The 24,987-nt window shown below is 72.9% G+C and carries 18 protein-coding genes and 2 pseudogenes; 14 read left to right on the plus strand and 6 right to left on the minus strand.

Annotated elements, in window-relative coordinates; all coding sequences use genetic code 11:
* The first annotated feature begins 36 nt into the window (after window positions 1–36).
* Together QOL88_RS28685 and QOL88_RS28690 are read left to right on the plus strand one after the other, a co-directional pair.
* Entirely contained in the window at window positions 37–2,934 is a 2,898-nt protein-coding gene (locus tag QOL88_RS28685; RefSeq protein ID WP_097221113.1) for a helix-turn-helix transcriptional regulator, read from the plus strand.
* Window positions 2,935–3,109: 175 nt separating this feature from the next.
* Entirely contained in the window at window positions 3,110–4,786 is a 1,677-nt protein-coding gene (locus QOL88_RS28690; protein ID WP_097221115.1) for an RNA polymerase sigma factor, read from the plus strand.
* On the opposite strand, the gene QOL88_RS28695 is transcribed toward QOL88_RS28690, so the two are convergent.
* Together QOL88_RS28695 and QOL88_RS28700 are read right to left on the minus strand one after the other, a co-directional pair.
* The gene (locus QOL88_RS28695; RefSeq protein ID WP_257027911.1) at window positions 4,731–5,456 is read right to left on the minus strand and encodes a glycerophosphodiester phosphodiesterase; all 726 of its coding nucleotides are present in this window, start codon (window positions 5,454–5,456) and stop codon (window positions 4,731–4,733) included. The two genes, QOL88_RS28690 and QOL88_RS28695, sit on opposite strands and share 56 nt — an antisense overlap.
* Window positions 5,453–6,571, minus strand: coding sequence for an adenosine deaminase (locus QOL88_RS28700; protein ID WP_097221118.1), 1,119 nt, complete (start codon window positions 6,569–6,571; stop codon window positions 5,453–5,455). Before QOL88_RS28700 ends, QOL88_RS28695 begins: the two co-directional genes overlap by 4 nt.
* A 181-nt stretch (window positions 6,572–6,752) precedes the next feature.
* Here QOL88_RS28700 and QOL88_RS28705 point away from each other — a divergent pair, with 181 nt between their 5' ends.
* The gene (locus QOL88_RS28705; protein ID WP_097221120.1) at window positions 6,753–7,397 is read left to right on the plus strand and encodes a DUF4190 domain-containing protein; all 645 of its coding nucleotides are present in this window, start codon (window positions 6,753–6,755) and stop codon (window positions 7,395–7,397) included.
* Between the two features lie 69 nt (window positions 7,398–7,466).
* Window positions 7,467–7,931, plus strand: coding sequence for a DUF4190 domain-containing protein (locus QOL88_RS28710; RefSeq protein ID WP_097221122.1), 465 nt, complete (start codon window positions 7,467–7,469; stop codon window positions 7,929–7,931).
* A gap of 51 nt (window positions 7,932–7,982) precedes the next feature.
* Here the strand turns inward: QOL88_RS28710 and ybiA are convergent, their stop codons facing one another.
* Entirely contained in the window at window positions 7,983–8,555 is a 573-nt protein-coding gene (gene ybiA / locus QOL88_RS28715) for a riboflavin biosynthesis intermediates N-glycosidase (RefSeq protein WP_097221124.1), read from the minus strand.
* Between the two features lie 199 nt (window positions 8,556–8,754).
* Here ybiA and QOL88_RS28720 point away from each other — a divergent pair, with 199 nt between their 5' ends.
* From QOL88_RS28720 to QOL88_RS28750, 7 genes are all read left to right on the plus strand, one after another.
* Window positions 8,755–10,299 carry a gamma-aminobutyraldehyde dehydrogenase gene (locus QOL88_RS28720; protein WP_097221127.1) on the plus strand — a complete coding sequence of 515 codons (1,545 nt, stop codon included), beginning with the start codon at window positions 8,755–8,757 and terminating at the stop codon, window positions 10,297–10,299.
* A gap of 100 nt (window positions 10,300–10,399) precedes the next feature.
* Window positions 10,400–11,647: a polyamine ABC transporter substrate-binding protein gene (locus QOL88_RS28725; RefSeq protein ID WP_097221129.1), complete on the plus strand. Its 1,248-nt coding sequence runs from the start codon at window positions 10,400–10,402 to the stop codon at window positions 11,645–11,647.
* Window positions 11,648–11,652: 5 nt separating this feature from the next.
* Window positions 11,653–12,798, plus strand: coding sequence for an ABC transporter ATP-binding protein (locus QOL88_RS28730; RefSeq protein WP_179879149.1), 1,146 nt, complete (start codon window positions 11,653–11,655; stop codon window positions 12,796–12,798).
* Complete coding sequence (locus QOL88_RS28735; RefSeq protein WP_097221134.1) at window positions 12,798–13,727, plus strand: ABC transporter permease; 930 nt, start codon at window positions 12,798–12,800, stop codon at window positions 13,725–13,727. The genes QOL88_RS28730 and QOL88_RS28735 overlap by 1 nt, the downstream gene beginning before the upstream one ends.
* Window positions 13,728–14,528, plus strand: a complete 801-nt coding sequence (locus QOL88_RS28740) for an ABC transporter permease (protein WP_031105730.1) — start codon at window positions 13,728–13,730, stop codon at window positions 14,526–14,528.
* Window positions 14,529–14,548: 20 nt separating this feature from the next.
* Window positions 14,549–15,967 (plus strand): NAD(P)/FAD-dependent oxidoreductase, encoded by a 1,419-nt coding sequence (locus tag QOL88_RS28745; protein ID WP_097221136.1) that lies wholly within the window; start codon window positions 14,549–14,551, stop codon window positions 15,965–15,967.
* A 141-nt stretch (window positions 15,968–16,108) separates the two neighbouring features.
* Complete coding sequence (locus QOL88_RS28750; protein ID WP_097221138.1) at window positions 16,109–16,564, plus strand: hypothetical protein; 456 nt, start codon at window positions 16,109–16,111, stop codon at window positions 16,562–16,564.
* On the opposite strand, the gene QOL88_RS28755 is transcribed toward QOL88_RS28750, so the two are convergent.
* Entirely contained in the window at window positions 16,561–17,256 is a 696-nt protein-coding gene (locus QOL88_RS28755; protein ID WP_097221140.1) for a phosphatase PAP2 family protein, read from the minus strand. The two genes, QOL88_RS28750 and QOL88_RS28755, sit on opposite strands and share 4 nt — an antisense overlap.
* Before the next feature lie 56 nt (window positions 17,257–17,312).
* On the opposite strand from QOL88_RS28755, the pseudogene QOL88_RS38945 reads away from it, so the two are divergent.
* Window positions 17,313–18,996 (plus strand): annotated as a pseudogene (locus tag QOL88_RS38945) (acyltransferase).
* 27 nt (window positions 18,997–19,023) lie between these two features.
* Here QOL88_RS38945 and QOL88_RS28765 read toward each other — a convergent pair.
* Both QOL88_RS28765 and gabT read right to left on the minus strand, forming a co-directional pair.
* A pseudogene (locus QOL88_RS28765) lies at window positions 19,024–19,244 on the minus strand (phosphatase PAP2 family protein); the annotation flags it as partial.
* Window positions 19,245–19,407: 163 nt separating this feature from the next.
* The gene (gene gabT / locus QOL88_RS28770; RefSeq protein WP_097221141.1) at window positions 19,408–20,742 is read right to left on the minus strand and encodes a 4-aminobutyrate--2-oxoglutarate transaminase; all 1,335 of its coding nucleotides are present in this window, start codon (window positions 20,740–20,742) and stop codon (window positions 19,408–19,410) included.
* A 251-nt stretch (window positions 20,743–20,993) separates the two neighbouring features.
* Here gabT and QOL88_RS28775 point away from each other — a divergent pair, with 251 nt between their 5' ends.
* The gene (locus QOL88_RS28775; RefSeq protein ID WP_097221143.1) at window positions 20,994–23,126 is read left to right on the plus strand and encodes an ATP-binding protein; all 2,133 of its coding nucleotides are present in this window, start codon (window positions 20,994–20,996) and stop codon (window positions 23,124–23,126) included.
* A gap of 118 nt (window positions 23,127–23,244) precedes the next feature.
* The gene (locus tag QOL88_RS28780) at window positions 23,245–24,915 is read left to right on the plus strand and encodes a PucR family transcriptional regulator (RefSeq protein ID WP_097221146.1); all 1,671 of its coding nucleotides are present in this window, start codon (window positions 23,245–23,247) and stop codon (window positions 24,913–24,915) included.
* Window positions 24,916–24,987 lie beyond the last annotated feature (72 nt).

The raw sequence follows: 24,987 nt of genomic DNA on the forward strand, positions 1-24,987 counted from the left end.
CGGGGGAAGACGCCACGTCCGACCAAGGAGGCAGGAATGCCCGATCCGCAGCGCGAGCAGCCCCGGCCCGTGCGGTCACGGCCCGACCGGCCCGGCGAACACCGGGAGGCCGCCGCCCTGCTGGCCGCCGGCATCGCCCGCGCACGGTCCGGAACGGGCGGCCTCGTCCTGCTCCGCGGCGCGACCGGCACCGGACGGACCAGCGTCCTGGAGGCCGCCGCCGAGGACGCCACCGCGCAGGGCGTACGGGTGCTGCGCGCACGCTGCGCACCGGGCTACGCGGCCGGGCCCTTCGCCGTCGTCCACCAACTCCTGGACTCCGTGGCCGAGTTCGAGAAGCCCGACCCGGCCGGCGACGAACGCGAGCAGGCCGCCCTGCTCCGGCGGATCCTGTACGCGCACGCCGACGACACCCCGCTGCTGCTCGCCGTGGACGATGTCCACCTGGCCGACGGGCCCTCCTACCGCTGGCTCGTCGAAGCGGCCCGGCACGTGGGCCGATTACCCCTGCCGGTCCTGCTGGCCGTCACCGAACGCAGCCAGTACGACATCGAGCCGCCGGCCCCCGGCTTCACGCACACCCTGTCGCCCGCCCTCGTCGACACCCACACGCTGGCCCCGCTGACCGCGGACTCGGCGGCGCGGCTGGTGCGCGCGGAGCACCCGGACGCCCCGCCCGAGTGGATCGCCGCCTGCGCCCGGGCCGGCGCCGGCAGCCCCCTGCTGCTGAGGGCGCTCCTGGACGACCTCGGGGCCGTGCTTCCCGCCGTCGGCCGGCACCGTCCCTCCAGCGAGGCGAGCACCCTCACCCCCTACCCGCCCCTCCCCGAGACCTCCGCCGCCCTTTACCCCGGCTCCTACCCGGCCGCCGTGCACTGGTGGCTGGACAGCGCCGGACCCACCACCGCCGAGGTCGCCCGGGTCCTCGCCGTGCTCGAAGAAGGCCGGGGTGGCGGCCCCACGGAGGAACCCGGCGGCGGCGTACCGGAGGCACCCGGCGGCGGCACCACGCAGGAACCGGCCGGCAGCGCCCCCGGTGGGACCGGGTTGCTGGCCGAGGTCGCCGGGGCCGATCCGGCCCGGGTGGCGGGCTGGCTCACCGCGATGACCGGGCTCGGCGTCCTGTGCCCCGGCCCGGACGGGCAGCCCCGGTACGCCCATCCGCTGCTGCGGGACGCCGTCCTCACCGGCGTCCCCGACACCCGGCGGCGCGCGGTGCACCGGGCCGCCGCCGAGGCGATGCTGCACCGCGGCGCCCCCACCGGGGCCGTGGCCCGGCAGTTGCTGCTGTCCGGCCCCGTGGGCGCCCCCTGGGCCCCGGCCGTGCTGCGCGACGCCACCGCCCTCGCCCTGCGCGACGGCCGCTCCGGCCAGGCCGTCGTGTTCCTGCGCAGGGCCCTTCAGGAGCCGCTCCCGGAGGACCACCGGCAGCGGCTCCTGACCGAGCTGGGATCCCTGGAGTGCGCGGGGCGGGACTCCTCGGCCGGGATGACCCGGCTCACCGAGGCGCTGCGGCTGCACGGAACGCCGCAGGACCGGGTGCGTGCCGCCGTCGCCCTCGGCACCGCACTGGCCGGACGCGGCCGGACCCGGGCCGCCGTGGAGGTGCTGCGCACGGTGGACGGCCAGCTCTCCGGACACCCCGACCTGGGAGCCACGCTCCAGAGCGCGTCCGCCCTGCTCTCCGACCAGGACCAGACGGTCCGCCAGGACGTGTACCGCTGCCTGAGCGACACCGCCGAGCACTCCCCGGAACTCGTCGGCCCGGCCGCCCGGGCACTGCTCGTGCGCTACGCGGCCACGGCCGCACTGACCTCGGCGGACGACGCGATGCGGCAGGTGCGGGCCCTGCTCGCCGAACCGGCCCACCCGCTGACCGAGCCGTTCCTGCTGGGCACGGCCGCCGCGGTCGCCCAGTGGGCCGACGAACTCGACGAGGCCGACCGCCTCGTGGACCGCGGACTGGCCGGCCAGCGCCCCGACCTGCTGCACCCGATGCACGCGGCCCTGCTCAACACCCGGGCCGACATCGCCGCCGCACGCGGCGAGTACGCGCTGCTGCCCGCCGAACGGCCCGCCCCAGCAGCCGGGCCCTCCAACGTGCACGCCACCACGCTGATCGCCCTCGTGGAGACCGGCCGCGCCGAGGAGGCCCGGCGCCTCGCGGACGGCTTCGACCTGCGCGAGGCGCCTGACAACTGGGAGCTGAACCGGTTCCTGTACGCGCGGGGCGTGCAGCGGGCCGCCGCGGGCGACACGGCCGGGGCGCTCCTCGACTTCCTGGAATGCGGGCGCCGCCAGACGGCCCGCGACGTGGTCAGCCCGGTCGTCACCCCGTGGCGCTCCGCTGCCGCCGAGTGCCGCCTGGCCCTCGGCAACCCCCGGGAGGCGCTCGCCCTGGCCGAGGAGGAGCTGCGCCTGGCCCGGGTGTGGAACACACCCCGCACGGTCGGCCGGTCCCTCAGGGTGCTCGGCACGATCACCGGCGGCCGCCGGGGGCTGCGCCTGGCCGAAGAGGCCGTAGGACTGCTCACGGACGCGCCGGCCGCCGCGCAGGGGGAGCTGGCCGCCGCGCTGCTCGCGCAGGGCCGGCAGCTCACCGCCGCCGGGGAACGCGCCCGGGCCCGGGAGTGCCTGCGGACAGCGGCCCTGACGGCCGAACGCCTGGGCGCGGTCCGGCTGCGGACCCTCGCGGAGGCGGCCCTGCGCGAAGGCGGGGCCCGCCGCGCCGCCACCGTCCGCACCGGCTCCGGAGCCCTCACCGCAAGCGAGCTGCGCATCGCCCGCCTGGCCGCCGACGGCCGCACGAACGCGGAGATCGCCGGCCTCCTCCACCTCGCCCGGCGCACCGTGGAGACCCATCTGACCAGCACGTACAAGAAGCTGGGCATCCGGCGGCGGGCCGAGCTCGGGCAGGCACTGGCCGTGGACTGACGCCCCGCCCGAACAGAACCCGAAACGCGCCACCGAGCCCCTGGGAAGCAAAAAGTGTTATCGCCCTCCCTTCACGTCGTCTCCACCCATGTGATCCCCGACATGGCGAGGGCCCCGGGACCGGCTGAGAGGGTGCGTGCGGTACATCAGTGAACCCAGGCGTCGAGAGGCCACCGTGGACAGTCAGCACTGGCGCGCCGTCATCACGGCGGCACAGGCCGGCGACCGGCGGGCGCTGGACGAGCTGGTCGAGGGCTGGCTGCCGCTGGTCTACAACATCGTGGGCCGGGCCCTGAGCGGGCACGCCGACGTCGACGACGTCGTGCAGGAGACCATGCTGCGCGCGGTCGGCAACCTCGGCTCCCTGCGCGACCCGGACAGCTTCCGGTCCTGGCTGGTGGCGATCGCCATGCGGCAGATCCGCGACCGGGCCCGGCGGAGGACCCCGGACCGGCTGGAGGAGGCAACGGCCTCGGATTTCGCCGAACTGACCGTGTTGCGACTCCAGTTGGAGGGGCAGCGGCGCGAGGTCGCCGAGGCGGTGCGATGGCTCGACGACGAGGACCGGCACCTGCTGTCGCTGTGGTGGCTGGAGGTCGCGGGCGAACTGACCCGGCGCGAACTGGCCGCCGCCCTGGGCATCACCCGGCAGCACGCCGCCGTGCGCGTCCAGCGGATGAAGGAGCGCCTGGAGACCTCGCGCGGCATCGTCCGCGCCCTGGACGGCGCCTGCCCCGACCTGCGGGAGGTGACCGGCCGCTGGAACGGCCGGCCCGACTCGGTGTGGCGCAAGCGGCTGGCCCGGCACCTGCGCGGCTGCGGCTACTGCGGCGGCACCCGCGAGGCGGTCGTCCCGGCCGAACGCCTCCTGGTCGGCATCGCTCTGGTCCCGCTGCCCGTCGGCTTCACCCTGTCGCTCGCCCTCGGCGGCAAGACAGCGGCGGCCGCCACCTCGGCCGGCTGGTCCGCCAAGCTGCTCGGCTCGCTCACCAAACCGGCCGTCGCGATGACGGCGGGCGCGACGATCATCGCGGGCGGCGCCTACGTCGTCACCCAGCCGCCGGACGCCCCGCCGCCCCGGGCAGCGATCGCCCCCACGGCCGGCTCCGCACCGCCGCCCTGGGCCGCGGTCACGCCCACGGCCGGCTCCGCACCGCCGCGCACCTCCGCCCCGCCCGCCCCGACCCCCAAGTCCTCACCGACGGCGGCGAAGAAGGCCGACCCGTACGGCACGGTCGTCGACGCCGTCGACCGCGCACCCGACCCGAACGCCCGGCCCGCCGCCCTGCCGCGCCGCCCCGAGTCCGGCATCACCAGCACCGGCGGCCCGAAGGCCGTCATGCAGCACCGCGGCGACAGCGTGACCCTCACCGGCCGGGGCTACGTCCTGGTCCGCTGGCAGATCTCGCCCGGGTCCCGGCCCGGCGCGCTGGTCATGCCGTCCTGGACCGGCCTGAAGGGCAGGCTGTTCCACGTGGCGTCCGGCGGCTGGCGGCGGATGGACGACCCGCTGCCCGGCGCCCCGAACGGCTACGCCACCGGGATGGGCGGCCCGAGCATCGGCTACGCCGTCCTCCCGCCCGGCACCCAGCAGATGTGGCAGAACGAGTACTTCTACCTCGACGGCAGCGTCACCCTCACCCAGAACGAACGGGGCTGCGACTACGGCCTCACCGTCTTCCCGTCGAACCGGGACGCCGTGGTCGAGGACATCGACACGGGCCCCGACCGGGGCGCCCTGCGCTACGGACTCGTCCGCGACACCGGCACGGACAGCGCGCCGGTGCCGCAGTACGTCACGCGTGAGACCCCTGCCGATCCGGCGACGGTGCCGCAGCGCTCGCGCGTGTAGCGCACAGCACGTCGACGCGGTTCGTGGTGACCGAGTCCACGCCCGCCTCCAGCAGCCGGCGCATGGAGCGGCGGGTGTCTGGGGTCCAGACGGACACCAGATACCCGTCCCGGTGCACGCGCTCGGCGAGGGGGCGGTCCACCAGGGAGAAGCGGTAGTTGAGCCAGCGGGGGCGGACCGCCGCCAGCAGGACGGGCCGCGGCGGGGCCAGCGTCGTCCAGGTGAGGGCGATCTCGGCGCCCGGATCCGCCGCGCGCACGGCGAGCATGGCGTCGGCGCCCGCGCAGTAGTAGACGCGCTCCGCCGCCCCCGCCTCCTCCACCACGCCCATGATCCGGCGCACCGCCCGTACGTCGGGCGACCCGGGCAGGTCGATCATCACCCGGTGCCCGCCGGTCGCGGCCAGTGCCTCGGCCAGGGCCGGCACCCCGCCGCCGGTCAGCCCGCGCACCTCCTCGAAGGACAGCGCGTTCACCGGCCGTTCGTGCTCCCACAGGCGCTTCAGCGTCGCGTCGTGCAGCAGCACCGGCACACCGTCCCGGGTGAGCCGTACGTCGATCTCCACCGCGTCCGCGCCCCGGCGCAGGGCGGACCGCAGCGAGGCGACGGTGTTCTCGCGGACGCGGTAGGGGTCGCCCCGGTGGGCCACGGCGACGGGGGAGGGCGTCACCGGGCGAGCCACTGCGCGGTGTACGTGTCGATCTCGCCGGTGATCCGCGTCCTGCCCGCCGCGTCCAGGAAGGACGCCTCGACGGCGTTCTTCGCCAGCTCGGCCAGGCCCCGCTCGTCGAGGTCGAGCAGCCGGGCGGCGACCGCGTACTCGTTCTCGAGGGTCGTGCCGAACATGGGCGGGTCGTCGGAGTTGACGGTGACGAGGACCCCGGCCCGCACGAACTCCTTGATCGGGTGCTCGTCGAGGGTGCGCACCGCGCGGGTGGCGATGTTCGAGGTCGGGCACACCTCCAGCGGGATCCGGTGCTCGGCGAGGTGCGCGAGCAGCTTCGGGTCCTGCGCGGAGCTGGTGCCGTGCCCGATGCGCTCGGCCCGCAGATGGGTCAGCGCGTCCCACACCGTCTGCGGGCCGGTCGTCTCCCCGGCGTGCGGTACGGAGTGCAGCCCCGCGGCGATCGCCCGGTCGAAGTACGGCTTGAACTGCGGCCGCTCCACACCGACTTCGGGTCCGCCGAGACCGAAGGAGACCAGGCCCTGCGGGCGCAGCCGGTCGTCGGTGGCGAGCCGGGTCGTCTCCTCGGCGGCCTCCAGCCCCGCCTCGCCGGGGATGTCGAAGCACCAGCGAAGCACGGTCCCGAACTCGGCCTCGGCGGCCTTGCGGGCGTCCTCGATGGCGTCCATGAAGGCCCGCTCGTCGATGCCGCGCCGGGTGGACGAGAAGGGCGTGATGGTCAGCTCGGCGTACCGCACCTGCTGCCGGGCCAGGTCCCGGGCCACCTCGTAGGTCAGCAGCCGGACGTCCTCCGGGGTGCGGATCAGATCCACGACCGACAGGTACACGTCGATGAAGTGCGCGAAGTCGGTGAAGGTGAAGTAGTCGGCGAGCGCCTCGGGGTCGGTCGGCACCTTCGAGTCGGGGTGCCGCGCGGCCAGCTCGGAGACGATCCGGGGGGAGGCGGATCCCACGTGGTGCACATGCAGTTCGGCCTTGGGCAGTCCGGCGATGAAGGCCTTCAGGTCGCGTGGGGCGCGGGGGTCGACGAGGTGCTCGGTCAAGGGTTCCTCCCCGGAACGGCGCCGCTGCCGGCGTGAGGCGGGCGGGGCGCGGGTGATCGGCTGATCGATGACTCGCGATTCATCGTATGCCGCGGTCCGGCGCCCTTCTTTTCAGGGGCGCGGGACGCTGTCGGCGGACGGCTCCGCGTGGGCGCGACCGGCCCCCGCGCACCCGCGCTGTGGCATGCACCGGACCGCCCCGTAGCATGACCACACGATCGACCCAGGGGGGAACAGGATGACGGACGCGACGCAGCCCGACGGAGGCGGAGGCGCCGGCCACGACCCGTGGGCGCCCCCGGAGCCCACGCCCTCACTCGACAAGCACCAGCACCCCACGGCGGGGCCGCCGTCCGTGCACGACCAGGCCACGGTCACCTCGATGCCGGGCTTCACCCCGCCCACCGGCACGCCCCAGTACGATCCGTCCGGCACCGGTACCGGCGCCGTCCCGCCCCCGCCGGTGGCCCCCACCGGTCCGGGAGCGCCCGGCGGCTACGGCTACCCGGGCTACCCCCAGTCCGGCTACGGCTGGCCCGGCATGCCCCCGGCGCCCCAGAACGGCCTGGGTATCGCCGCGATGGTGCTCGGCATCGTCTCCTGCACCCTCTTCTGCCTCTACGGCGTGGTCTCCCTGGTCACCGGCATCCTCGCCATCGTCTTCGGCATCAAGGGCCGCAAGCGCGCCGAGGCCGGAGTGGCCACCAACCACGGGCAGGCCCAGGCCGGTCTGATCATGGGCATCATCGGGATCATCCTCGGCATCGCGGTGATCGTGCTGATCGCCGTCGGCATCACGGCCGCGATCAACAGCGACAGCTACGACGACGACCCGTACTACGGGACCCTCGGCCCGGTGGCCACCGCAGCGTCCCACCGCTGAAACCGGGGCTCTGCACGGCCGAGTTGGCCATTACGATGCCTTGGTCTGACAACGGAGGGGAGTTCGTCCATGTCCAACACCAACCCGCCCCCGGGTGGTTTCGGCCCACCGGCCCAGCCGCCGCAGCAGCCGACCCCGGGATACGGCTATCCGCAGCAGCCCGGCCCGGGCTACGGCTACCCCCAGGGCAGCCCCGGCTACCCGGCCGCGCCGCCCGTGGGCTACCCGCAGGCGCCCGGTTACGGGATGCCCGCGCAGCCCAGCAACGGCATGGGCACCACGGGACTGGTGCTGGGCATCATCGGCGTGGTGTGCAGCGTCACGTTCATCATGTGGTTCTTCGGCGTGATCCTGGGGATTCTCGCGATCATCTTCGGTGCCATCGGCCGTGGCAGGGCCACCCGCGGTGAGGCCACGAACAAGGGCGCGGCGACCGCGGGCCTGGTCTGCGGCATCATCGCCACCGTGATCCTTCCGCTGCTGGGCTTCCTGCTGTTCGCCAGCATCATGGGCGGTCTCGGCGCGGCGTCCTGACGCGGCTCCCGGAGCTTCACAAGGGGCCGGTCCTCGGGACCGGCCCCTTGCTCATGCTCCCGCCCGCAGCCGCGCCCGCGCCTCCATCAGCGCGAAGCCCAGCAGATTCGGCCCCCGCCACCGCTCGGGGTCGGCCGCCGCCTCGTCGTCCGCGGCCAGCCCGATGCCCCACACCCGGTCCACGGGGCTCGCCTCCACGAGCACCCGGTCGCCTGTGCCCAGCAGGTACCCCAGCAGCTCGGGGTGCGCGCCGAACTTGTGGACGCTGCCCTCCACGACGATCCGGAACCGCTCCCGGGCCCACACCGCCTCGTCGAACCCGCGCACCAGCCGCCCGGCCTTCTTCGCCTCGGCGGGATGCTCCGCGGCCAGCACGGCACGCTCCGCCGCCGCGTCCCCGAAGAGCCGGGCCTTGCCGGCCATCATCCAGTGCTCCGCCGTCGCGTAGGACACGCCGTCCACGGTGAACGGCGCCGGCCACCACTGGCTCAGACAGCTCGCCCCGATCCGGCCGTCCGGCCGCGGCCGGTGCCCCCAGAAGTGCAGATACCTGACCCTGGCCCCCTCGCGGACCGCCCTGATCAGGGCCTCCTGCGAGCCGACCGCCCCCGTGATCTTCTCCATGCACGCGAGTCTGGCACGCACCACTGACACAGCGTCCTGCCTTTTCGCGGGGAACTCGACACCTGGTCGACAGATTCCGTCGCGTAACCAAAAATCAACAACGGAATCACTTGTTGGAGTGGCATACCTCTGTCAGGATCGGCACTCAAATCGAGCCTGAGCCACGCCGGCCCCATGAGGGGACACGGAGGAGAGCGACATGCACAACCCGGGCAATGCCACCCCGGACCGATTTCCGGCCGAGGAGCGCTTCGCGGAGGGCGCGCAGTTCATCGCGGGGCGTCTGACCAGGGGCACCTCCGGCCGCACGCACGCGGTCGTCGACCCGGCGTCGGGCGAGGAGGTCCTCACCTACGAACTGGCGGGCACGGCAGACGTCGACCGGGCCGTCGCCGCCGCCCGCGCGGCCTTCCCCGGCTGGGCCGGAACCACCCCGGGAGAGCGGTCCGACGCCCTGCACCGGTTCGCCGCGGTGCTGGCCGACCGCGCCGAGGACTTCGCCCGCGCCGAGTCGCTCCAGTGCGGCAAGCCGCTGAAGCTGACCCGCGAGTTCGACGTCCCCGGGACCATCGACAACGCCGCCTTCTTCGCCGGTGCCGCACGGCATCTGCAGGGGCAGTCCGCCGGTGAGTACTCCGGCGACCACACCTCGTACGTCCGGCGCGAGCCCATCGGGGTCGTCGGGTCGATCGCACCCTGGAACTACCCCCTCCAGATGGCCGCCTGGAAGATCCTCCCGGCGATCGCCGCGGGCAACACCATCGTCCTGAAGCCCGCCGAACTCACTCCGCTGACCTCGCTGCTCTTCGCCCAGGCGGCCACGGACGCCGGGATCCCGGACGGTGTGATCAACATCGTCACGGGCACCGGCGGGGTGGCCGGAGAGCACCTCGTCGGCCACCCGGACGTGGTCATGACGTCCTTCACCGGCTCCACCGCCGTCGGCAAGCGCGTCGCCGAGGTCGCCACCGCCACCGTCAAGCGCCTCCACCTGGAGCTCGGCGGCAAGGCGCCCTTCGTGGTCTTCGACGACGCCGACCTGGAGGCCGCCGCCCAGGGCGCGGTCGCGGGCTCCCTGATCAACACCGGGCAGGACTGCACGGCCGCCACGCGCGCGTACGTGCAGCGGCCGCTCTACGAGGCCTTCGTGGAGCGGACCGCGGCGCTCATGGAGACGGTCCGGCTCGGCGACCCCTTCGCCGCCGGCACCGACCTCGGGCCGCTGGTCTCGCACGCGCAGCGGGACCGCGTCGCCGGATTCGTGGACCGGGCGCGGGCCTACGCGCGCGTGGTGACCGGCGGCGAGGTGCCCGAGGGGGAGCTCGCCAAGGGCGCCTACTACCGGCCCACCCTGATCGCCGACGCCGCCCAGGACAGTGAGGTCGTCCAGTCGGAGATCTTCGGACCGGTCCTGGTCGTGCTGCCGTTCGACACCGACGACGAGGGCATCGCGCTCGCCAACGACACCCCGTACGGCCTGGCCGCCTCCGCGTGGAGCCGGGACGTGTACCGGGCCAACCGCGCCACGCGCGAGATCAAGGCGGGCTGTGTGTGGGTCAACGACCACATCCCGATCATCAGCGAGATGCCGCACGGCGGCTACAAGTCCTCCGGCTACGGCAAGGACATGTCCGCGTACTCGTTCGAGGAGTACACCCAGATCAAACACGTCATGTTCGACAACACCGCGGTGGCCGCCAAGGACTGGCACCGCACCGTGTTCGGGGACCGAGGGAGCTCCTGATGGATCTCCGCAGCTTCCACGGATATCCATCAGAAGCCCCCTAGCCGTATGCAGGCCGCCTGACCAACGGCCGTCCACCCTCCGAAAGGGCACCACGCGCATGGAGCAGTACGAGCCCGACCGCCTGTCCGCGGCTCAAAGGGCCGCCATGAGGCGCAGTTTCACCAACGGCAGGGCCTCCCTCACCCGGCGGTCCCTGTTGCGCGCCTCGACGGGCGGGGCGCTCGCGGCCGGCGGACTGGGGACGCTGAGTGCCTGCGGCATCCCGGCGGCCGGCCAGTCGAAGGGCGGCGTCTCGGCAGAGGACCACTCGGCCAAGGAGAAGACGGTGAACTTCTCCAACTGGACCGAGTACATGGACGTCGACGACAGCGCAAAGCACCACCCGACCCTGGACCAGTTCGCCGAGCGGACCGGCATCAAGGTCAAGTACAGCGAGGACATCAACGACAACAACGAGTTCTTCGGCAAGATCAAGCCGCAGCTCGCCGCGGGCCAGGACACCGGCCGCGACCTGATCGTCCTCACCGACTGGCTGGCCGCCCGCCTCATCCGCCTCGGCTGGGTGCAGAAGCTCGACCCCAGCAACCTGCCGCACGCCTACGCCAACCTGTCGGCCCAGTTCCGCAGCCCCGACTGGGACCCGGGCCGCGCCTACTCGTACGTCTGGCAGGGCATCTCGACCGTCATCGCGTACAACAAGAAGGCCCTCGACGGCGTCGAGGTGAAGTCGATATCCGACCTGCTGGACAACCCCAAGCTCAAGGGCCGGGTCGGTTTCCTGTCGGAGATGCGCGACAGCGTCGGCATGACGCTGCTCGACATGGGCAAGGACCCGGCCGACTTCACCGCCGACGACTACGACGCGGCCATCGCCCGCCTCCAGAAGGCCGTCGACAAGGGCCAGATCCGCCGCTTCACCGGCAACGACTACACCTCCGACCTGACCAGCGGCGACTTCGCGGCCTGTGTCGCCTGGGCCGGTGACGTCGTCCAGCTCAAGGCGGACAGCCCCGACATCGACTTCCTCATCCCGGACAGCGGCTACGTGACGTCGACCGACAACCTGCTGATCCCCAACAAGGCCCGGCACAAGACCAACGCCGAACGGCTCATCGACTTCTACTACGAGCCGAAGCCCGCCGCCGAACTCGCCGCGTACATCAACTACGTGTGTCCCGTCGACGGCGTGAAGACCGAACTCGCGAAGATCGACGAGGACGCGGCGAACAACCCGCTGATCATTCCCGACAAGGCCATGGCCGCCAAGTCCCACGCCTTCCGCTCGCTGAGCTCGAAGGAAGAGACCGAGTTCGAAGCGAAGTTCGCGAAGCTGACGGGGGCGTGACCACCATGACGAACAAGACGGACCCCGGCGGCGACGTCCGCCTCACGGGCATAGCCAAGACCTACGGCTCCTTCACCGCCGTCCACCCGCTCGACCTGACCGTGCCGCAGGGCTCCTTCTTCGCCCTGCTCGGCGCCTCCGGCTGCGGCAAGACCACCACCCTGCGCATGATCGCCGGCCTGGAGGAGCCCTCCGCCGGCACCGTCTTCCTCGGCGATCAGGACGTGACCGCCCTCCCGCCGTACAAGCGGCCGGTGAACACGGTCTTCCAGTCCTACGCCCTCTTCCCGCACCTCGACATCTTCGAGAACGTCGCCTTCGGCCTGCGCCGGCGCGGATGGAAGTCGGTGAAGAAGCAGGTCGACGAGATGCTCGAGCTCGTCCAGCTCGGCGAGCAGGCCCGCAAGAAGCCGCATCAGCTCTCCGGCGGCCAGCAGCAGCGCGTCGCCGTCGCCCGCGCGCTGATCAACCACCCCAAGGTGCTCCTGCTCGACGAGCCGCTCGGCGCCCTCGACCTCAAGCTGCGCCGCCAGATGCAGCTGGAGCTCAAGCGCATCCAGACCGAGGTCGGCATCACCTTCGTCCACGTCACCCACGACCAGGAGGAGGCCATGACCATGGCCGACACGGTCGCCGTGATGAACGCGGGCCGCGTCGAGCAACTGGGCGCGCCGACCGACCTCTACGAGAACCCGCGCACCACGTTCGTCGCGAACTTCCTCGGCACCTCCAACTTCATCGAGGCCGAGGTCGATTCCAAGAGCGGTGAGGAGATCGTGCTGAAGGCCGGCGGCGGCAAGCTCGTCCTGCCCGAGGCGCGATGTTCCGCCTCCGCGACGACCGGCGGGAAGGTGCTGGTCGGTGTGCGCCCCGAGAAGATCTCCCTCACCCACGCGGACGACGCCGGCGAGATACCCGAGGGCCGCAACCGCATCACGGGCCGGATCGCCGACTCCAGTTTCATCGGCGTCTCCACGCAGTACGTCGTCGACAGCCCGGTCTGCTCCGACTTCGAGGTCTACGCCCAGAACATCGACCGCGACCCCCGCCTGGTGCCCGGCGCCGAGGTCGTCCTGCACTGGAACCCGGCCCACACCTTCGGCCTGGACGCCGCTCAGGACGCCGACGCCGGAGTGGAAGAGGCGGCCTGATGTCGACACTCACCGAGGCGCCACCACCCCTCGCGCCGCAAGCGCCCGAGCCGAAGCCCCCCAAGCGCCGGGGCCGCTTCACGCCGTACTGGCTGCTGCTGCCCGGCATCCTGTGGCTGGTCGTCTTCTTCGCGCTGCCGATGATCTACCAGGCCTCCACGTCCGTGCAGACGGGGTCCCTGGAAGAGGGCTACAAGGTCACCTGGCACTTCGCCACGTACTGGGACGCGCTGTCCGCGTACTGGCCGCAGTTCGTCCGCTCCGTGCTCTACGCGGGCACGGCGACGATCCTGTGCCTGCTGCTCGGCTACCCGCTGGCGTATCTGATCGCCTTCCGCGCCGGCCGCTGGAAGAACCTGATCATGATCCTGGTGATCGCGCCGTTCTTCACCAGCTTCCTGATCCGCACCCTCGCCTGGAAGACGATCCTCGCGGACGGCGGACCGGTCGTGGGCGCGCTCAACACGCTGCACGTCCTGGACGTCACCGACTGGCTCGGCATGACCGCCGGAGACCGCGTCCTGGCCACCCCGCTCGCGGTGGTGTGCGGCCTGACGTACAACTTCCTGCCGTTCATGATCCTGCCGCTCTACACCTCGCTGGAGCGCATCGACGGACGTCTCCACGAGGCCGCGGGAGACCTCTACGCCCGGCCCTGGACGACGTTCCGCAAGGTCACCTTCCCGCTGTCGATGCCGGGTGTCGTCTCCGGCACGCTGCTGACCTTCATCCCGGCGGCCGGTGACTACGTGAACGCCGATCTGCTCGGCTCCACCGACACCCGCATGGTCGGAAACGTCATCCAGACGCAGTTCCTGAGAGTCCTCGACTATCCGACGGCCGCGGCGCTCTCCTTCATCCTCATGGCGGCCATTCTGCTCATGGTCACCCTCTACATCCGCAGGTCCGGGACGGAGGATCTGGTTTAAATGCCCTTCGTCAACTGGCTCAAGAGAAATCTCGTCGTCCTGGCGGGACTGCTGACCCTCGGCTATCTGCTGCTGCCGAACGTCGTCGTGACGGTGTTCTCCTTCAACAAACCGAAGGGGCGCTTCAACTACGAATGGCAGCAGTTCTCCCTGGACGCCTGGAAGGACCCGTGCGGTGTCTCCGGGCTGTGCGGGTCACTGTCCCTCAGCCTCCAGATCGCCGTCTGGGCGACACTCGGCGCCACCCTCCTCGGCACCCTGATCGCCTTCGCCCTGGTCCGCTACCGGTTCCGCGCCCGCGGCGCCGTGAACTCGCTGATCTTCCTGCCGATGGCGATGCCCGAGGTCGTCATGGCCGCCTCGCTGCTCACCCTGTTCCTCAACATGGGCGCCCAGCTGGGCTTCTGGACGATTCTCATCGCGCACATCATGTTCTGCCTGAGTTTCGTGGTCACGGCCGTCAAGGCGCGCGTGATGTCGATGGATCCAAAACTGGAGGAGGCGGCACGGGACCTGTACGCGGGCCCGTTCCAGACCTTCGTCCGGGTGACCCTGCCGATCGCCGCACCGGGAATCGCCGCGGGTGCGCTGCTCGCCTTCGCGCTCTCCTTCGACGATTTCATCATCACCAATTTCAACGCGGGCTCGACCGTCACCTTCCCCATGTTCGTCTGGGGTTCGGCGCAGCGCGGAACGCCCGTTCAGATCAATGTCATCGGCACGACCATGTTCGTCGTCGCCGTACTGTTCGTCCTGGTTTCCATGGTTGCCGGAAACCGCCGCAACAGGCAGAAGGCATAACCCCGTAGGGAGTTGACATCATGGCCCCGAGCGCCATGAATCAGTGGACCCGTTCGCTTTCCGACGTGCAGCCGGTCCCGTACTGGCTGGACGACCCCGGCCGGCCCCGTCCCGAACCCGCCCTCACCACCTCCGAGACCTGCGACCTGCTGGTCGTCGGAGGCGGCTACAGCGGCCTGTGGACGGCGCTGATCGCCAAGGAGCGCGACCCGCAGCGGGACGTGGTGCTGGTGGAGGGCCGCGAGGTGGGCTGGGCCGCCTCCGGCCGCAACGGCGGATTCTGCGCCGCCTCCCTCACCCACGGCCTGCCCAACGGCCTCACCCGCTGGCCCGACGAGATCCACACGCTCCAGCGGATGGGCGAGAGCAACCTCGACGAGATCGAGGCGGCCCTCGCCCGGCACTCCCTCGACTGCGACTTCGAGCGCACCGGCGAGATCGACGTCGCCACCGAGCCCTACCAGGCGCGCGAACTGCGCGAGTGGCACGAGGAGACGGTCCGCCGGGGCCTGGCCGACGGCGTCGAGTTCCTGGACGCCGACGCCGTACGGGAGCAGGTGAACTCACCCACCTTCCAGGCGGGCCTGTGGGACCGCAGGGGCGTCGCCATGCTGCACCCGGCGAAGCTCGCCTGGGGCCTGAAGCGGGCGTGCGTGCAACTGGGCGTGCGCGTCTACGAGAACACCCCCGCCCTGACCCTGAAGCCGTACGGGCCCGGCATGGCCGTGACCACCCCCTACGGCCGGATCCGCGCCCGCCGGGTCGCCCTCGGCACCAACATCTTCCCGAACCTGGTCAGACGCGTCCGCTCGTACACCGTCCCGGTCTACGACTACGCCCTGATGACCGAGCCGCTCACGCCCGAGCAGCTCGACTCGATCGGCTGGAAGAACCGCCAGGGCCTCGGCGACAGCGCCAACCAGTTCCACTACTTCCGGCTGTCCGCCGACAACCGGATCCTGTGGGGCGGCTACGACGCGATCTACCCCTACGGCGGCCGCGTCCGCGCCGAGTACGACGACCGCCCCGAGACCTACGCCAAGCTCGCCGGGCACTTCTTCGCCTGCTTCCCGCAGCTGGAGGGCGTCCGCTTCAGCCACGCCTGGGGCGGCGCGATCGACACCTGCTCCCGCTTCTCGGCGTTCTTCGGCACCGCCCACCAGAGCAAGGTGGCGTACGCGGCCGGGTACACCGGCCTCGGGGTCGGGGCCACCCGCTTCGGCGCCGAGGTGATGCTGGACCTGCTGTCCGGCGAGCGCACGGAACGCACGGAACTACAGATGGTCCGCAAGAAGCCCCTGCCCTTCCCGCCGGAGCCCTTCGCCTGGACGGGCATCGCCCTCACCAAGTGGTCACTGGCCCGCGCGGACGCCCAGGGCGGCCGCCGCAACCTGTGGCTGCGCACGATGGACCGCTTGGGGCTGGGATTCGACAGCTGACCGACCGGGTGTGATCCGGTTCACTCCAACGAGGTGCCGGAACCCGCGTAATGACCGGGGTACACCCCCTTCTCCCTCGTGATGCCCCTCGGACGCCCCGCGCGTCCGGGGGATACGTGAGAGAGAAGGGGGTCTTTGACGATGACCGGTGCGAAGACGGCGGTCGAGTGGCTCGCATCCGTCGCACCCGATCCCGAGGCCTGCCGCTGGGAGTGGGAGCGCAACCCGCTCGGGGTCGCGCTGCTGCCCGCCGGCAGCGCCTGGGACGTGCTCATCCTGCCCGGCGCACTCGGGTACGCCACGCTCGACGTGCTCACCCGCGTCCTCGACCGGCCGGGCCCCGTGCTCGTCGACTTCGGTGACGCCCGCATGGGGTTCTTCGTGCCGCCGGGCACCGCGGCCCGCTGGCTGGGCACGGGCATCCGCACGGCGGGCGCCGGCACCTGGATCGTCGTGCCGTACCCGGGCCGCTCCTCACCCGGCGGCGTGCGCTGGCTGGTCCCTCCGGACGGCTCGGGCATGCTGACGGACCCGGCCCTGCTGGAACTGGCGATGCACGAGGCGGCGGCGGGCCTGGCGACGGAGAACGACGGTTAGGGCCTGTCGTGTGGGTCGGGTTCCAGGTCCGGACGCCGCGGTCGGTCCGGCGCCGTCGTCCGCCGGAGGAACAGCCACAGCGACCCGAGCAGCACCGCGCACAGACACCAACTGCCCACCACGTCCAGCGGCCAGTGGTAGCCGCGGCGGACCAGGCCGTAGCTCGCGCCGAGGACCAGGGCAGCGCACAGGATGATCAGGGCGCGGCGGGCCAGGGCCGTGCGCAGCCAGGGGAGCAGGAGCAGGGTCGCGGAGCCGTAGGCGACGGCGGCCGTCGCGGTGTGGCCCGACGGGTAGTAGCCGGTGCCGGGCGGTTCGGCCGGGGTGCCCGGGCGGGCCGTCAGCGCCTTCAGCGGCACGACCAGCGCCGGGACCAGGGCCATGAGCAGGGCTGCCGCTGCGACGGGGAGCCACCAGCGGTCCGCTCCGGCGCGGCGCCCGCGTACGGCGACGTACCCCAGCGCGACCGCGAGGACCGGGACCGCGACCGGGATGTCGCCGAGGTCGGCGAGGAGTTCCGAGCAACGGTCCGGGTTCACCAGGACGCGGCTGAGCCGCTCGTCGAGCCGGACGAGCGGGCCGTCGTCGTCGACCTGCCAGGTGATCAGGGCGAACAGGAAGGCCGGAAGGGCGGGCAGGAGGGCGACGGAACCCGGGAGCGTGGCGCGTTCCTGGTTCGCGGAGATCGGCATGGGGCACAGCTTGGCACGAGCACAGACGCCGATCAGCGGCCCCCGCGGAGGATCACGTGAACCAGCCGTCCCACGACGCCGGCCTCTTCGACCACTGCCCCTGGCTCTTCGCCGGACAGGCCTCCGAGGAGCAACGCGCCGCACAGGAGCAGCGGCAGCGGCGGCTGCTCGCCGGGCCCGGGGAGGTGCGCCTGGGCGAAGGCTGCTTCGTGGCCGAGACGGCCGCCGTCCATCCGGACGTCCTGCACCTGGGCGACCGCTCGTACATCGCGGCCCACGCCTACGTCACCGACGCCATACGCACGGGCGCCGACTGCACCGTCAACCCCTTCACGGTGGTGCGCGGGACCGTGACCCTCGGGGACGGGGTGCGCATCGGCGCCCACAGCTCGCTGCTCGGCTTCAACCACGGCTCCGCACCCGACCTGCCGGTCCATCAGCAGCCAGTCACCAGCCGGGGGATCACGGTCGGCGACGACGTGTGGATCGGCTCGCACGTGGTCGTCGTGGACGGGGTCACCATCGGCGACCACTGCGTCATCGGCGCGGGAGCGACCGTCACGAAGGACCTGCCCGCGTGGTCGGTGGCGGCGGGCAACCCGGCACGCCGCCTCCGCGACCGGCGCGAGCCGCGCGGAGCGAAGCACCCGGCCGGCCCCCGAAGACCTCGCCGAGGAGCTACGGGAGTTCGCCGACACCGCCCGGGCCCAGGCGACCGACCTGCTGGACCGCTCCTGGCACCCGGACACCGGCCGCTACGCCGACCGGCCCGGCACCGAGCCGACCGTCCGGGCCCACTGCGACGCCGTCGAGATCGCCGACCTGCTCCTCGGGGACGTACCGCCGCACCTGCCCGCCCCCGAACACGTGCAGCGGCTCAGGGCGTTGCAGGACCCCGCCACCGGCCTGGTCCCCGAGTACGGCGCCCCCGCCCCGCTCCCGGGCCCCGCCGGGGTGCCGGACGGCGCCCCGGCCTATCACGTGCTGTGCGTGGGCTACGCGCTCGACCTGCTCGGCAGCTCCTTCGCCCACCCGGTCCACGCGGTGCGGACCACGACGGCCGACCGGCTGGTCCGGCAGCTCGGCGCACTGCCCTGGACCGACCGTGCCTGGCACGCCGGGGCGTGGGTCGACTCCTGGGCCACCGCCGCGCACTGGAACCTGCGCGCCGGAGGTGAGGCGGCGGCGCCCGGCGCGCTGGAGGCGCTGTTCGGCTGGCTGCACATCCACGCCGATCCGTGGACCGGGATGTGGGGCGCACCCACCCGGCAGGCCGGACGCCTGCAGATGGTCAACGGCTACTACCGGCTCACCCGCGGTTCCTTCGCCCAGTTCGACCTGCCCGTGCCGTACGCGGAGCGCGTCATCGACACCGTCCTGGACCACGCCCGCGACCCCCGCCACTTCGCACCCGGCCGGGAGAACGCCTGCAACGTGCTGGACGTGATCCACCCCCTGTGGCTCTGCGCCCGGCAGACCGGTCACCGCCGCGAAGAGGTCCGCTCCTGGGCGGCACAGCAGCTCACCGCCGCCCTGCGCCGTTGGCACCCCGGCCAGGGCTTCGGCTTCGGCCCGACGGCGGCCGGAACCGGCCCGGGACGTGAACCCGGTCTCCAGGGCACGGAGATGTGGCTCGCGATCGGCTGGCTGCTCGCGGACGTTCTCGGCCTGGCCGACGTCCTGGGCTACCGCCCGCGGGGGATTCACCGCCCGGAGCCCGCGCCGGCCGGGAAGGCCTGACCGGGCGTCGCGAGGGGGCGCATAGATGGAGGTCGGCCGCCCCGGAACAGGGGGGGTGGTTCCGGGGCGGCCGTCGGACCGGAACGTCGCGCGCCCCGGGGGGTTTGGGGCGAGCGACTGTCCGATCGGTGAGGAGATCCAGAGCCTCAGGCTCCGGTTGTGTGCGCGAGGGCACGACCAGGTCGAAGCTGGGGAGGCCCCGGCCTGATGTCACCCACAGTCCCCTGTGGGCGGGGTGTATCTCTCATCTGGGTAGAACCTACGACAGGGCGGGGGCGCGGGACAGGCCGCAGGACCCCCTGTCATCCACCTCGCACACCTTCTTCACACGCTCTGCCGCTCGCCGCCCCGGTAACGGAACCGGGGCGGCTCACCTGCCCGGAGGCCGGCTCAGATGCGCGCGCCGCAGGCTCAGACGCGGGAGAACGCCTGCTCGATGATGTCGAGGCCCTCGTTCAGCAGGTCGTCCCCGATGACCAGCGGGGGCAGGAAGCGGAGCACGTTGCCGTAGGTGCCACAGGTCAGGACCAGCAGGCCCTCGGCGTGGCACGCCTTGGCGAGCGCGGCGGTCGCCTCCGGGTTCGGCTCCTTGGTGGCGCGGTCCTTGACCAGCTCGATGGCGATCATGGCGCCGCGGCCCCGGATGTCGCCGATGATCTCGAACTTCTCGGCCATGGCGCCGAGGCGGGCCTTCATGATCGCCTCGATGTTCTTCGCCTTGGCGTTGAGGTCGAGCTCCTTCATCGTCTCGATCGAACCGAGCGCACCCGCGCAGGCGACCGGGTTGCCGCCGTAGGTGCCGCCCAGGCCGCCGGCGTGCGCGGCGTCCATGATCTCGGCGCGACCGGTGACGGCCGCGAGCGGCAGACCGCCCGCGATGCCCTTCGCCGTCGTGATGAGGTCCGGGACGATGCCCTCGTCCTCACACGCGAACCACTGGCCCGTGCGGCAGAAGCCCGACTGGATCTCGTCGGCGACGAACACGATGCCGTTGTCCTCGGCGAACTTGCTGATCGCCGGCAGGAACCCCTTGGCCGGCTCGATGAAGCCGCCCTCGCCGAGCACCGGCTCGATGATGATCGCGGCGACGTTCTCCGCACCGACCTGCTTGCTGATCTGGTCGATGGCCTGCGCGGCGGCCTCGGGGCCGGCGTTCTCGGGCCCGGTCGGCCAGCGGTAGCCGTACGCCACCGGCACCCGGTAGACCTCGGGCGCGAACGGCCCGAAGCCGTGCTTGTACGGCATGTTCTTCGCGGTCAGCGCCATCGTCAGGTTGGTGCGCCCGTGGTAGCCGTGGTCGAACACCACGACGGCCTGCCGCTTGGTGTACGCCCGCGCGATCTTCACGGCGTTCTCGACGGCCTCGGCGCCGGAGTTGAACAGGGCGCTCTTCTTGGCGTGGCCACCGGGGGTCAGCTCGGCGAGCGCCTCGGCGACCTCGACGTAGCCCTCGTAGGGCGTGACCATGAAACAGGTGTGGGTGAAGTCGGCGAGCTGCGCCGACGCCCGCCGTACGACGGCCTCGGCGGAGGCGCCCACGGACGTCACGGCGATGCCCGACCCGAAGTCGATCAGCCGGTTGCCGTCGACGTCCTCGATGATCCCGCCACCGGCACGCGCCGTGAACACGGGCAGCACGGACCCCACGCCCTGCGCGACCGCGGCGGTACGGCGGGCCTGAAGCTCCTGCGACTTCGGGCCGGGAATGGCGGTGACGACGCGGCGCTCCTGCGGAAGTGCGGTCATGCGGGGCTCCTGGGGTGGTGCGGAGGGTCTGTACGGACGCTTGGCTTCTTTTCTCGCAGGCTAGGGCGGAGGAAGGGGGGTGGGCATGCTCCATGTGGGCGTTGTCGGCGGGGCGCCTTGTCCGGGGTGGACATGGCCGTCAAGTGGCCCGGTGCCCACGTCCCGGCCGCGTAAGCGGTGAACTCCCCAGGGGAGGGCGTTAGATTGGCTCGCTGATGGTGGACGGAGCGGCTGGTCAGGGGGCAAGGGCGATGGACAGCGACGGGACGCAGGACGCGCGGGGTACGCATGCGAGTCCCGTGCCGCGCCCGGCGGGGCCGCCGGAGGTGCCCGCGATGCCTCCCCGGCCGCCCCGGGCACCGGCGACGCCGCCGCTGCCGGACGGGTCGGCGTTCCTCGGCTGGCTGCGGGCGCCGCGCCCCGACGCCGCGCCGGGCGTGTGGCGGTTCGGGCACCGGCCGCGGCCCGCGGAGGAACCCGAGGAGATCCCCACCCGGCAGCTGCTGAGCGGGGCGCTGATCGCCTTCCTCGTGGGATGGCTGGTCTGGTCGCTGCTGCAGAACGGGTACCTCGGCACCTGGTGGTGGGTGCCCTTCGACCTGATCGTTCCCGACGCCTGGAGGGGTGGCGACAGCGACCTCGGGGAGACCGGGACGTTCATCGTCTACCAGGGCTACGAGCTGCTCGTCGCCCTGGGGATCATGATCGGGGCGGCCCGGCTCGGCCGCTGGGGCGAGGTGTGGCGCCGCTTCGTCACCCCCCGCTTCCGCCGGCCGGAGGCCCAGGAGGACCGCACGGCCCCCGAGGACGACCCGGCCCAGTGGAACGAACTGCGGGCCGCCGGGGCCCCGGACGCCGCCGAGCGCCTCGCCGCCGAGGCCCGTTCCGGACTGATGCGCGACGTCGACCACGCCCGGATCCTGCGGGCCTGGCAGGGCGTGCGCACTGGACGGCACAGCCTCGCCACCTTCAGCGGCGCGGTGCTCAAGGACGGTGCCGCCGCGTGCCTCCACCCCTCCGGGGAGCGCGACCTGCCCGCCCGGCTCGCCCGGCACGACCTCGTCACCGGACAGGTGCGGCTCGGGACCACCGTCGACGACGCCCGCAACCCGTACGCCTACCGCGGCACCGGACTGGCCCTCGGGCCCGAGCTGCTCGGCACCTCGCTCGTCGCCGTCGGCCCCGCCGGATCCGGCAAGACCGGCACCGTCGTCCGTCCGCTCGCCGAGTCGCTCTGCCTGCACGCCCTCGCCGGGCGGGCCGCCGTGGTCGTCGTGGGGGCGGCCGGCGCGGGGCTCGGACCGGCCGACGCCTATGACGTGGTCGTACGGATCGGGAACCAGGAGTCCGAGTACGACCTCGACCTGTACGGCGGCACCACCGACCCGGACGAGGCCGCGGCCGTGCTCGCCGAGGCGCTCGTCGGGGACCTCGCCGACCCGCACCCCGGCAGCGACAGCCGCCGTTCCACCACCGTCCTCGCCCAGCTGCTCGGGCCGTTCCGGGCCGTGCACGGGCGTTTCCCCTCCGTACCGGAGCTGCGGCAGCTGCTGGACGGCGCGCCGGGGCCGTTCGCCGCGCTGCGGCAGGGGCTCCAGGAGACCGGGCAGGAGTCGCTGCTGCGGGAGCTCGACGCCCGGGAGCGGCAGATGGGGCAGCCGGGGGACGTCGGCGGGGTGCTGGGCGATCGCGTCGCGCTGCTCGACCGGCCCGCCTTCGCCGGGTTCTTCGACACCTCCGGGCAGTCCCGGCCCTTCACGCTCAAGGCCCTCGACCACCCGGTGCGGGTGCGCATCGACCTGCCCCAGCGCGGGCACGCCGATGCCTCCAAGATGCTGGCCCGGCTCGTGCTCGCGCAGTTCACGGCCAGTGTCGCGGTACGCGAGGACCGGTCGCTGTTCGCCTGCCTGCTGCTGGACGACGCGACCGGGGTGGTGACGCCCGAGGCCGTGCGCGGCATCCAGCGGCTGCGGTCCGGCAACGCCGGGGTCGTGCTCACCCTGCGCACCCTGGACGACGTGGCCCGGCCGCTGCGCGGGCCGCTGCTCGGCGCGACCGGCTGCCGGATGGCGCTGTCGGGACTCACCCCGTGGGACGGGCAGGACTTCGCCGAGGTGTGGGGCAAGGAGTGGACCGAGGCCCGCGATGTCACCGACCGGCAGATCATCGCGGAGACCCCGGCGGGCAAGGCCGTGCACATGCTGCGCCGGGTGATCACCGGCAAGGCCCCGACCGCGCGGGCGGTGACCGTGCGGCAGGTCGAGCGCGAGCGCTGGTCCGCCTCCGAGCTGGCGCACGCCGTGCCGGCGGGGCACGCGGTGCTGTCGCTGACCGACGTCAAGGGCGAGCACGCGCCTCCGCTGCTGGTGGATCTGCGGGGCTGAGCCCTTCCCGACAGCGGGGTACGCGGGGACCGTACGGTGAGGCAGAATCGTCACAGGTCGTTCATACGCGGCGGCCAAATGACCACAGCGATCTCACAGCCCCGACGCAGAAGGCCTCATGCCCCCGACGCTCGCCTCGCTCGTCCACCACTCCGCGCTGAAGCTGACCGTGCGGGCGGGCGAAGACCGCCTCGACGTGCCGGTGCGCTGGGCGCACGTCAGCGAGCTCGCCGACCCCGTGCCCTACATGGAGGGCGGGGAACTGCTGCTGATCACCGCGCTGAAGCTGGACGCCGAGGACCCGGAGGCCATGCGCCGCTACGTCCGGCGGCTGGCCGGGGCCGGGGTGGTCGGGCTCGGTTTCGCCGTCGGCGTCAACTACGACGAGACGCCCAAGGCCCTCGTCGACGCGGCCGACGAGGAGGGGCTGCCGCTGCTGGAGGTGCCGCGCCGCACGCCGTTCCTCGCCATCAGCAAGGCCGTGTCCGCCGCGATCGCCGCCGACCAGTACCGGGCCGTCACCGCCGGGTTCGCCGCCCAGCGCGAGCTGACCCGGCAGGCCCAGAGCGGCGGCCCGGAGGGGCTGCTGGCCGCGCTGGCCTCGCAGGTCGACGGCTGGGCGGCGCTGTACGACGCCTCGGGCGCGGTCGTCGCCACGGCACCGGAGTGGGCCGGGCGGCGCGCCGCGCGCCTCACCGGTGACGTGCAGAAGCTGCGGGACCGCCCCGCGCCCGCCTCCTGTGTGGTCGGCGGACCGGAGAACGAGGACCGGGTCGAGCTGCACACCATCGGCACCGGCCGGCGCCCCCGGGCGGCCCTCGCCGTGGGCACGGCCGCCGCCCCGGGCACCGCGGAGCGCTACGCCGTCCACTCGGCCATCGCCCTGCTGACCCTGACCACGGAACGCTCACGGTCCCTCCAGGCGGCCGAGCAGCGGGTCGGCGCGGCGGTGCTGCGCATGCTGCTGGCCGGGGAGCCGGACCACGCGCGCGCGGTCGCCGGGGACCTGTACGGCGAGCTGCTGGACGCGCCGTTCCGGATGATGGTCGCGGAGCGGGTGCCGGTGTCGGCGTCGGCCGCGCTGGCCCGGGCCGGGGCGCGCAAGGGCGCTCCGCCCGTCGAGCGGCCCTCGGCCGCCGCGCTCGCCGCGGCCGACCCCGGCGACCCCCTCGCGGTGCTCGCCGACGTCGTGGAGTCCGCGGCGGCCCGGGCGGGCGAGGCCGTGCTGGTGGTGCCGGAGGGGGAGCGGCTGGTGGTGCTGGCGGCGGACGGCGGTGCCGCCGCCGCGGCCTGCGGGGAGTACGCGGCCGCCCTGGAGGCGGCCCGGGCCGGGATACGCGAGAAGGTGCCGGGCGGCGAGGAGGGCGAACTGGTCGTGGGCCTGTCGGCACCGGCCGGGCCGATCGCCTCGTCCGCCGCCTACAAGCAGGCCGAGCAGGCGCTGTCGGTGGCGCGGCGGCGCGGACGCGTCCTCGTGGAGCACGAGCGGATGGCGGCCGGATCGGTGCTGCCGCTGCTCGCGGACGACGCCGTACGGGCCTTCGCCGACGGCATGCTGCGGCCGCTGTACGAGCACGACGCCACGGGCCGCGGCGACCTCGTGGCGTCCCTGCGCGCCTGGCTTTCCAAGCACGGCCAGTGGGACGCGGCGGCGGCGGACCTCGGCGTCCACCGGCACACCCTGCGCTACCGCATGCGCCGGGTCGAGGAGATCCTCGGCCGGTCCCTGGACGACCCGGACGTCCGGATGGAGCTGTGGCTGGCCCTCAAGGCGAGCAGTACCGAGTAGCCAAACCGGAGTGTCCGCGTCCCGCACTGCTACGGCTCGGACAAACGCCCTTCGGCCACCTCGCGCCTACCG

The sequence above is a fragment of the Streptomyces sp. Ag82_O1-12 genome (assembly GCF_900182715.1).
Taxonomy (GTDB): domain Bacteria; phylum Actinomycetota; class Actinomycetes; order Streptomycetales; family Streptomycetaceae; genus Streptomyces; species Streptomyces massasporeus.

What these genes read in the sequence shown, in the direction of transcription:
- QOL88_RS28735 (WP_097221134.1), top strand. Translation starts at nt 12,798, where the DNA reads ATGTCGACACTCACCGAGGCGCCACCACCCCTCGCGCCGCAAGCGCCC.
- QOL88_RS28755 (WP_097221140.1), bottom strand. Translation starts at nt 17,256, where the DNA reads ATGCCGATCTCCGCGAACCAGGAACGCGCCACGCTCCCGGGTTCCGTC.
- QOL88_RS28685 (WP_097221113.1), top strand. Translation starts at nt 37, where the DNA reads ATGCCCGATCCGCAGCGCGAGCAGCCCCGGCCCGTGCGGTCACGGCCC.
- QOL88_RS28740 (WP_031105730.1), top strand. Translation starts at nt 13,728, where the DNA reads ATGCCCTTCGTCAACTGGCTCAAGAGAAATCTCGTCGTCCTGGCGGGA.
- QOL88_RS28705 (WP_097221120.1), top strand. Translation starts at nt 6,753, where the DNA reads ATGACGGACGCGACGCAGCCCGACGGAGGCGGAGGCGCCGGCCACGAC.
- QOL88_RS28745 (WP_097221136.1), top strand. Translation starts at nt 14,549, where the DNA reads ATGGCCCCGAGCGCCATGAATCAGTGGACCCGTTCGCTTTCCGACGTG.
- QOL88_RS28750 (WP_097221138.1), top strand. Translation starts at nt 16,109, where the DNA reads ATGACCGGTGCGAAGACGGCGGTCGAGTGGCTCGCATCCGTCGCACCC.
- ybiA (WP_097221124.1), bottom strand. Translation starts at nt 8,555, where the DNA reads ATGGAGAAGATCACGGGGGCGGTCGGCTCGCAGGAGGCCCTGATCAGG.
- QOL88_RS28725 (WP_097221129.1), top strand. Translation starts at nt 10,400, where the DNA reads ATGGAGCAGTACGAGCCCGACCGCCTGTCCGCGGCTCAAAGGGCCGCC.
- QOL88_RS28730 (WP_179879149.1), top strand. Translation starts at nt 11,653, where the DNA reads ATGACGAACAAGACGGACCCCGGCGGCGACGTCCGCCTCACGGGCATA.
- gabT (WP_097221141.1), bottom strand. Translation starts at nt 20,742, where the DNA reads ATGACCGCACTTCCGCAGGAGCGCCGCGTCGTCACCGCCATTCCCGGC.
- QOL88_RS28775 (WP_097221143.1), top strand. Translation starts at nt 20,994, where the DNA reads ATGGACAGCGACGGGACGCAGGACGCGCGGGGTACGCATGCGAGTCCC.
- QOL88_RS28710 (WP_097221122.1), top strand. Translation starts at nt 7,467, where the DNA reads ATGTCCAACACCAACCCGCCCCCGGGTGGTTTCGGCCCACCGGCCCAG.
- QOL88_RS28780 (WP_097221146.1), top strand. Translation starts at nt 23,245, where the DNA reads ATGCCCCCGACGCTCGCCTCGCTCGTCCACCACTCCGCGCTGAAGCTG.
- QOL88_RS28720 (WP_097221127.1), top strand. Translation starts at nt 8,755, where the DNA reads ATGCACAACCCGGGCAATGCCACCCCGGACCGATTTCCGGCCGAGGAG.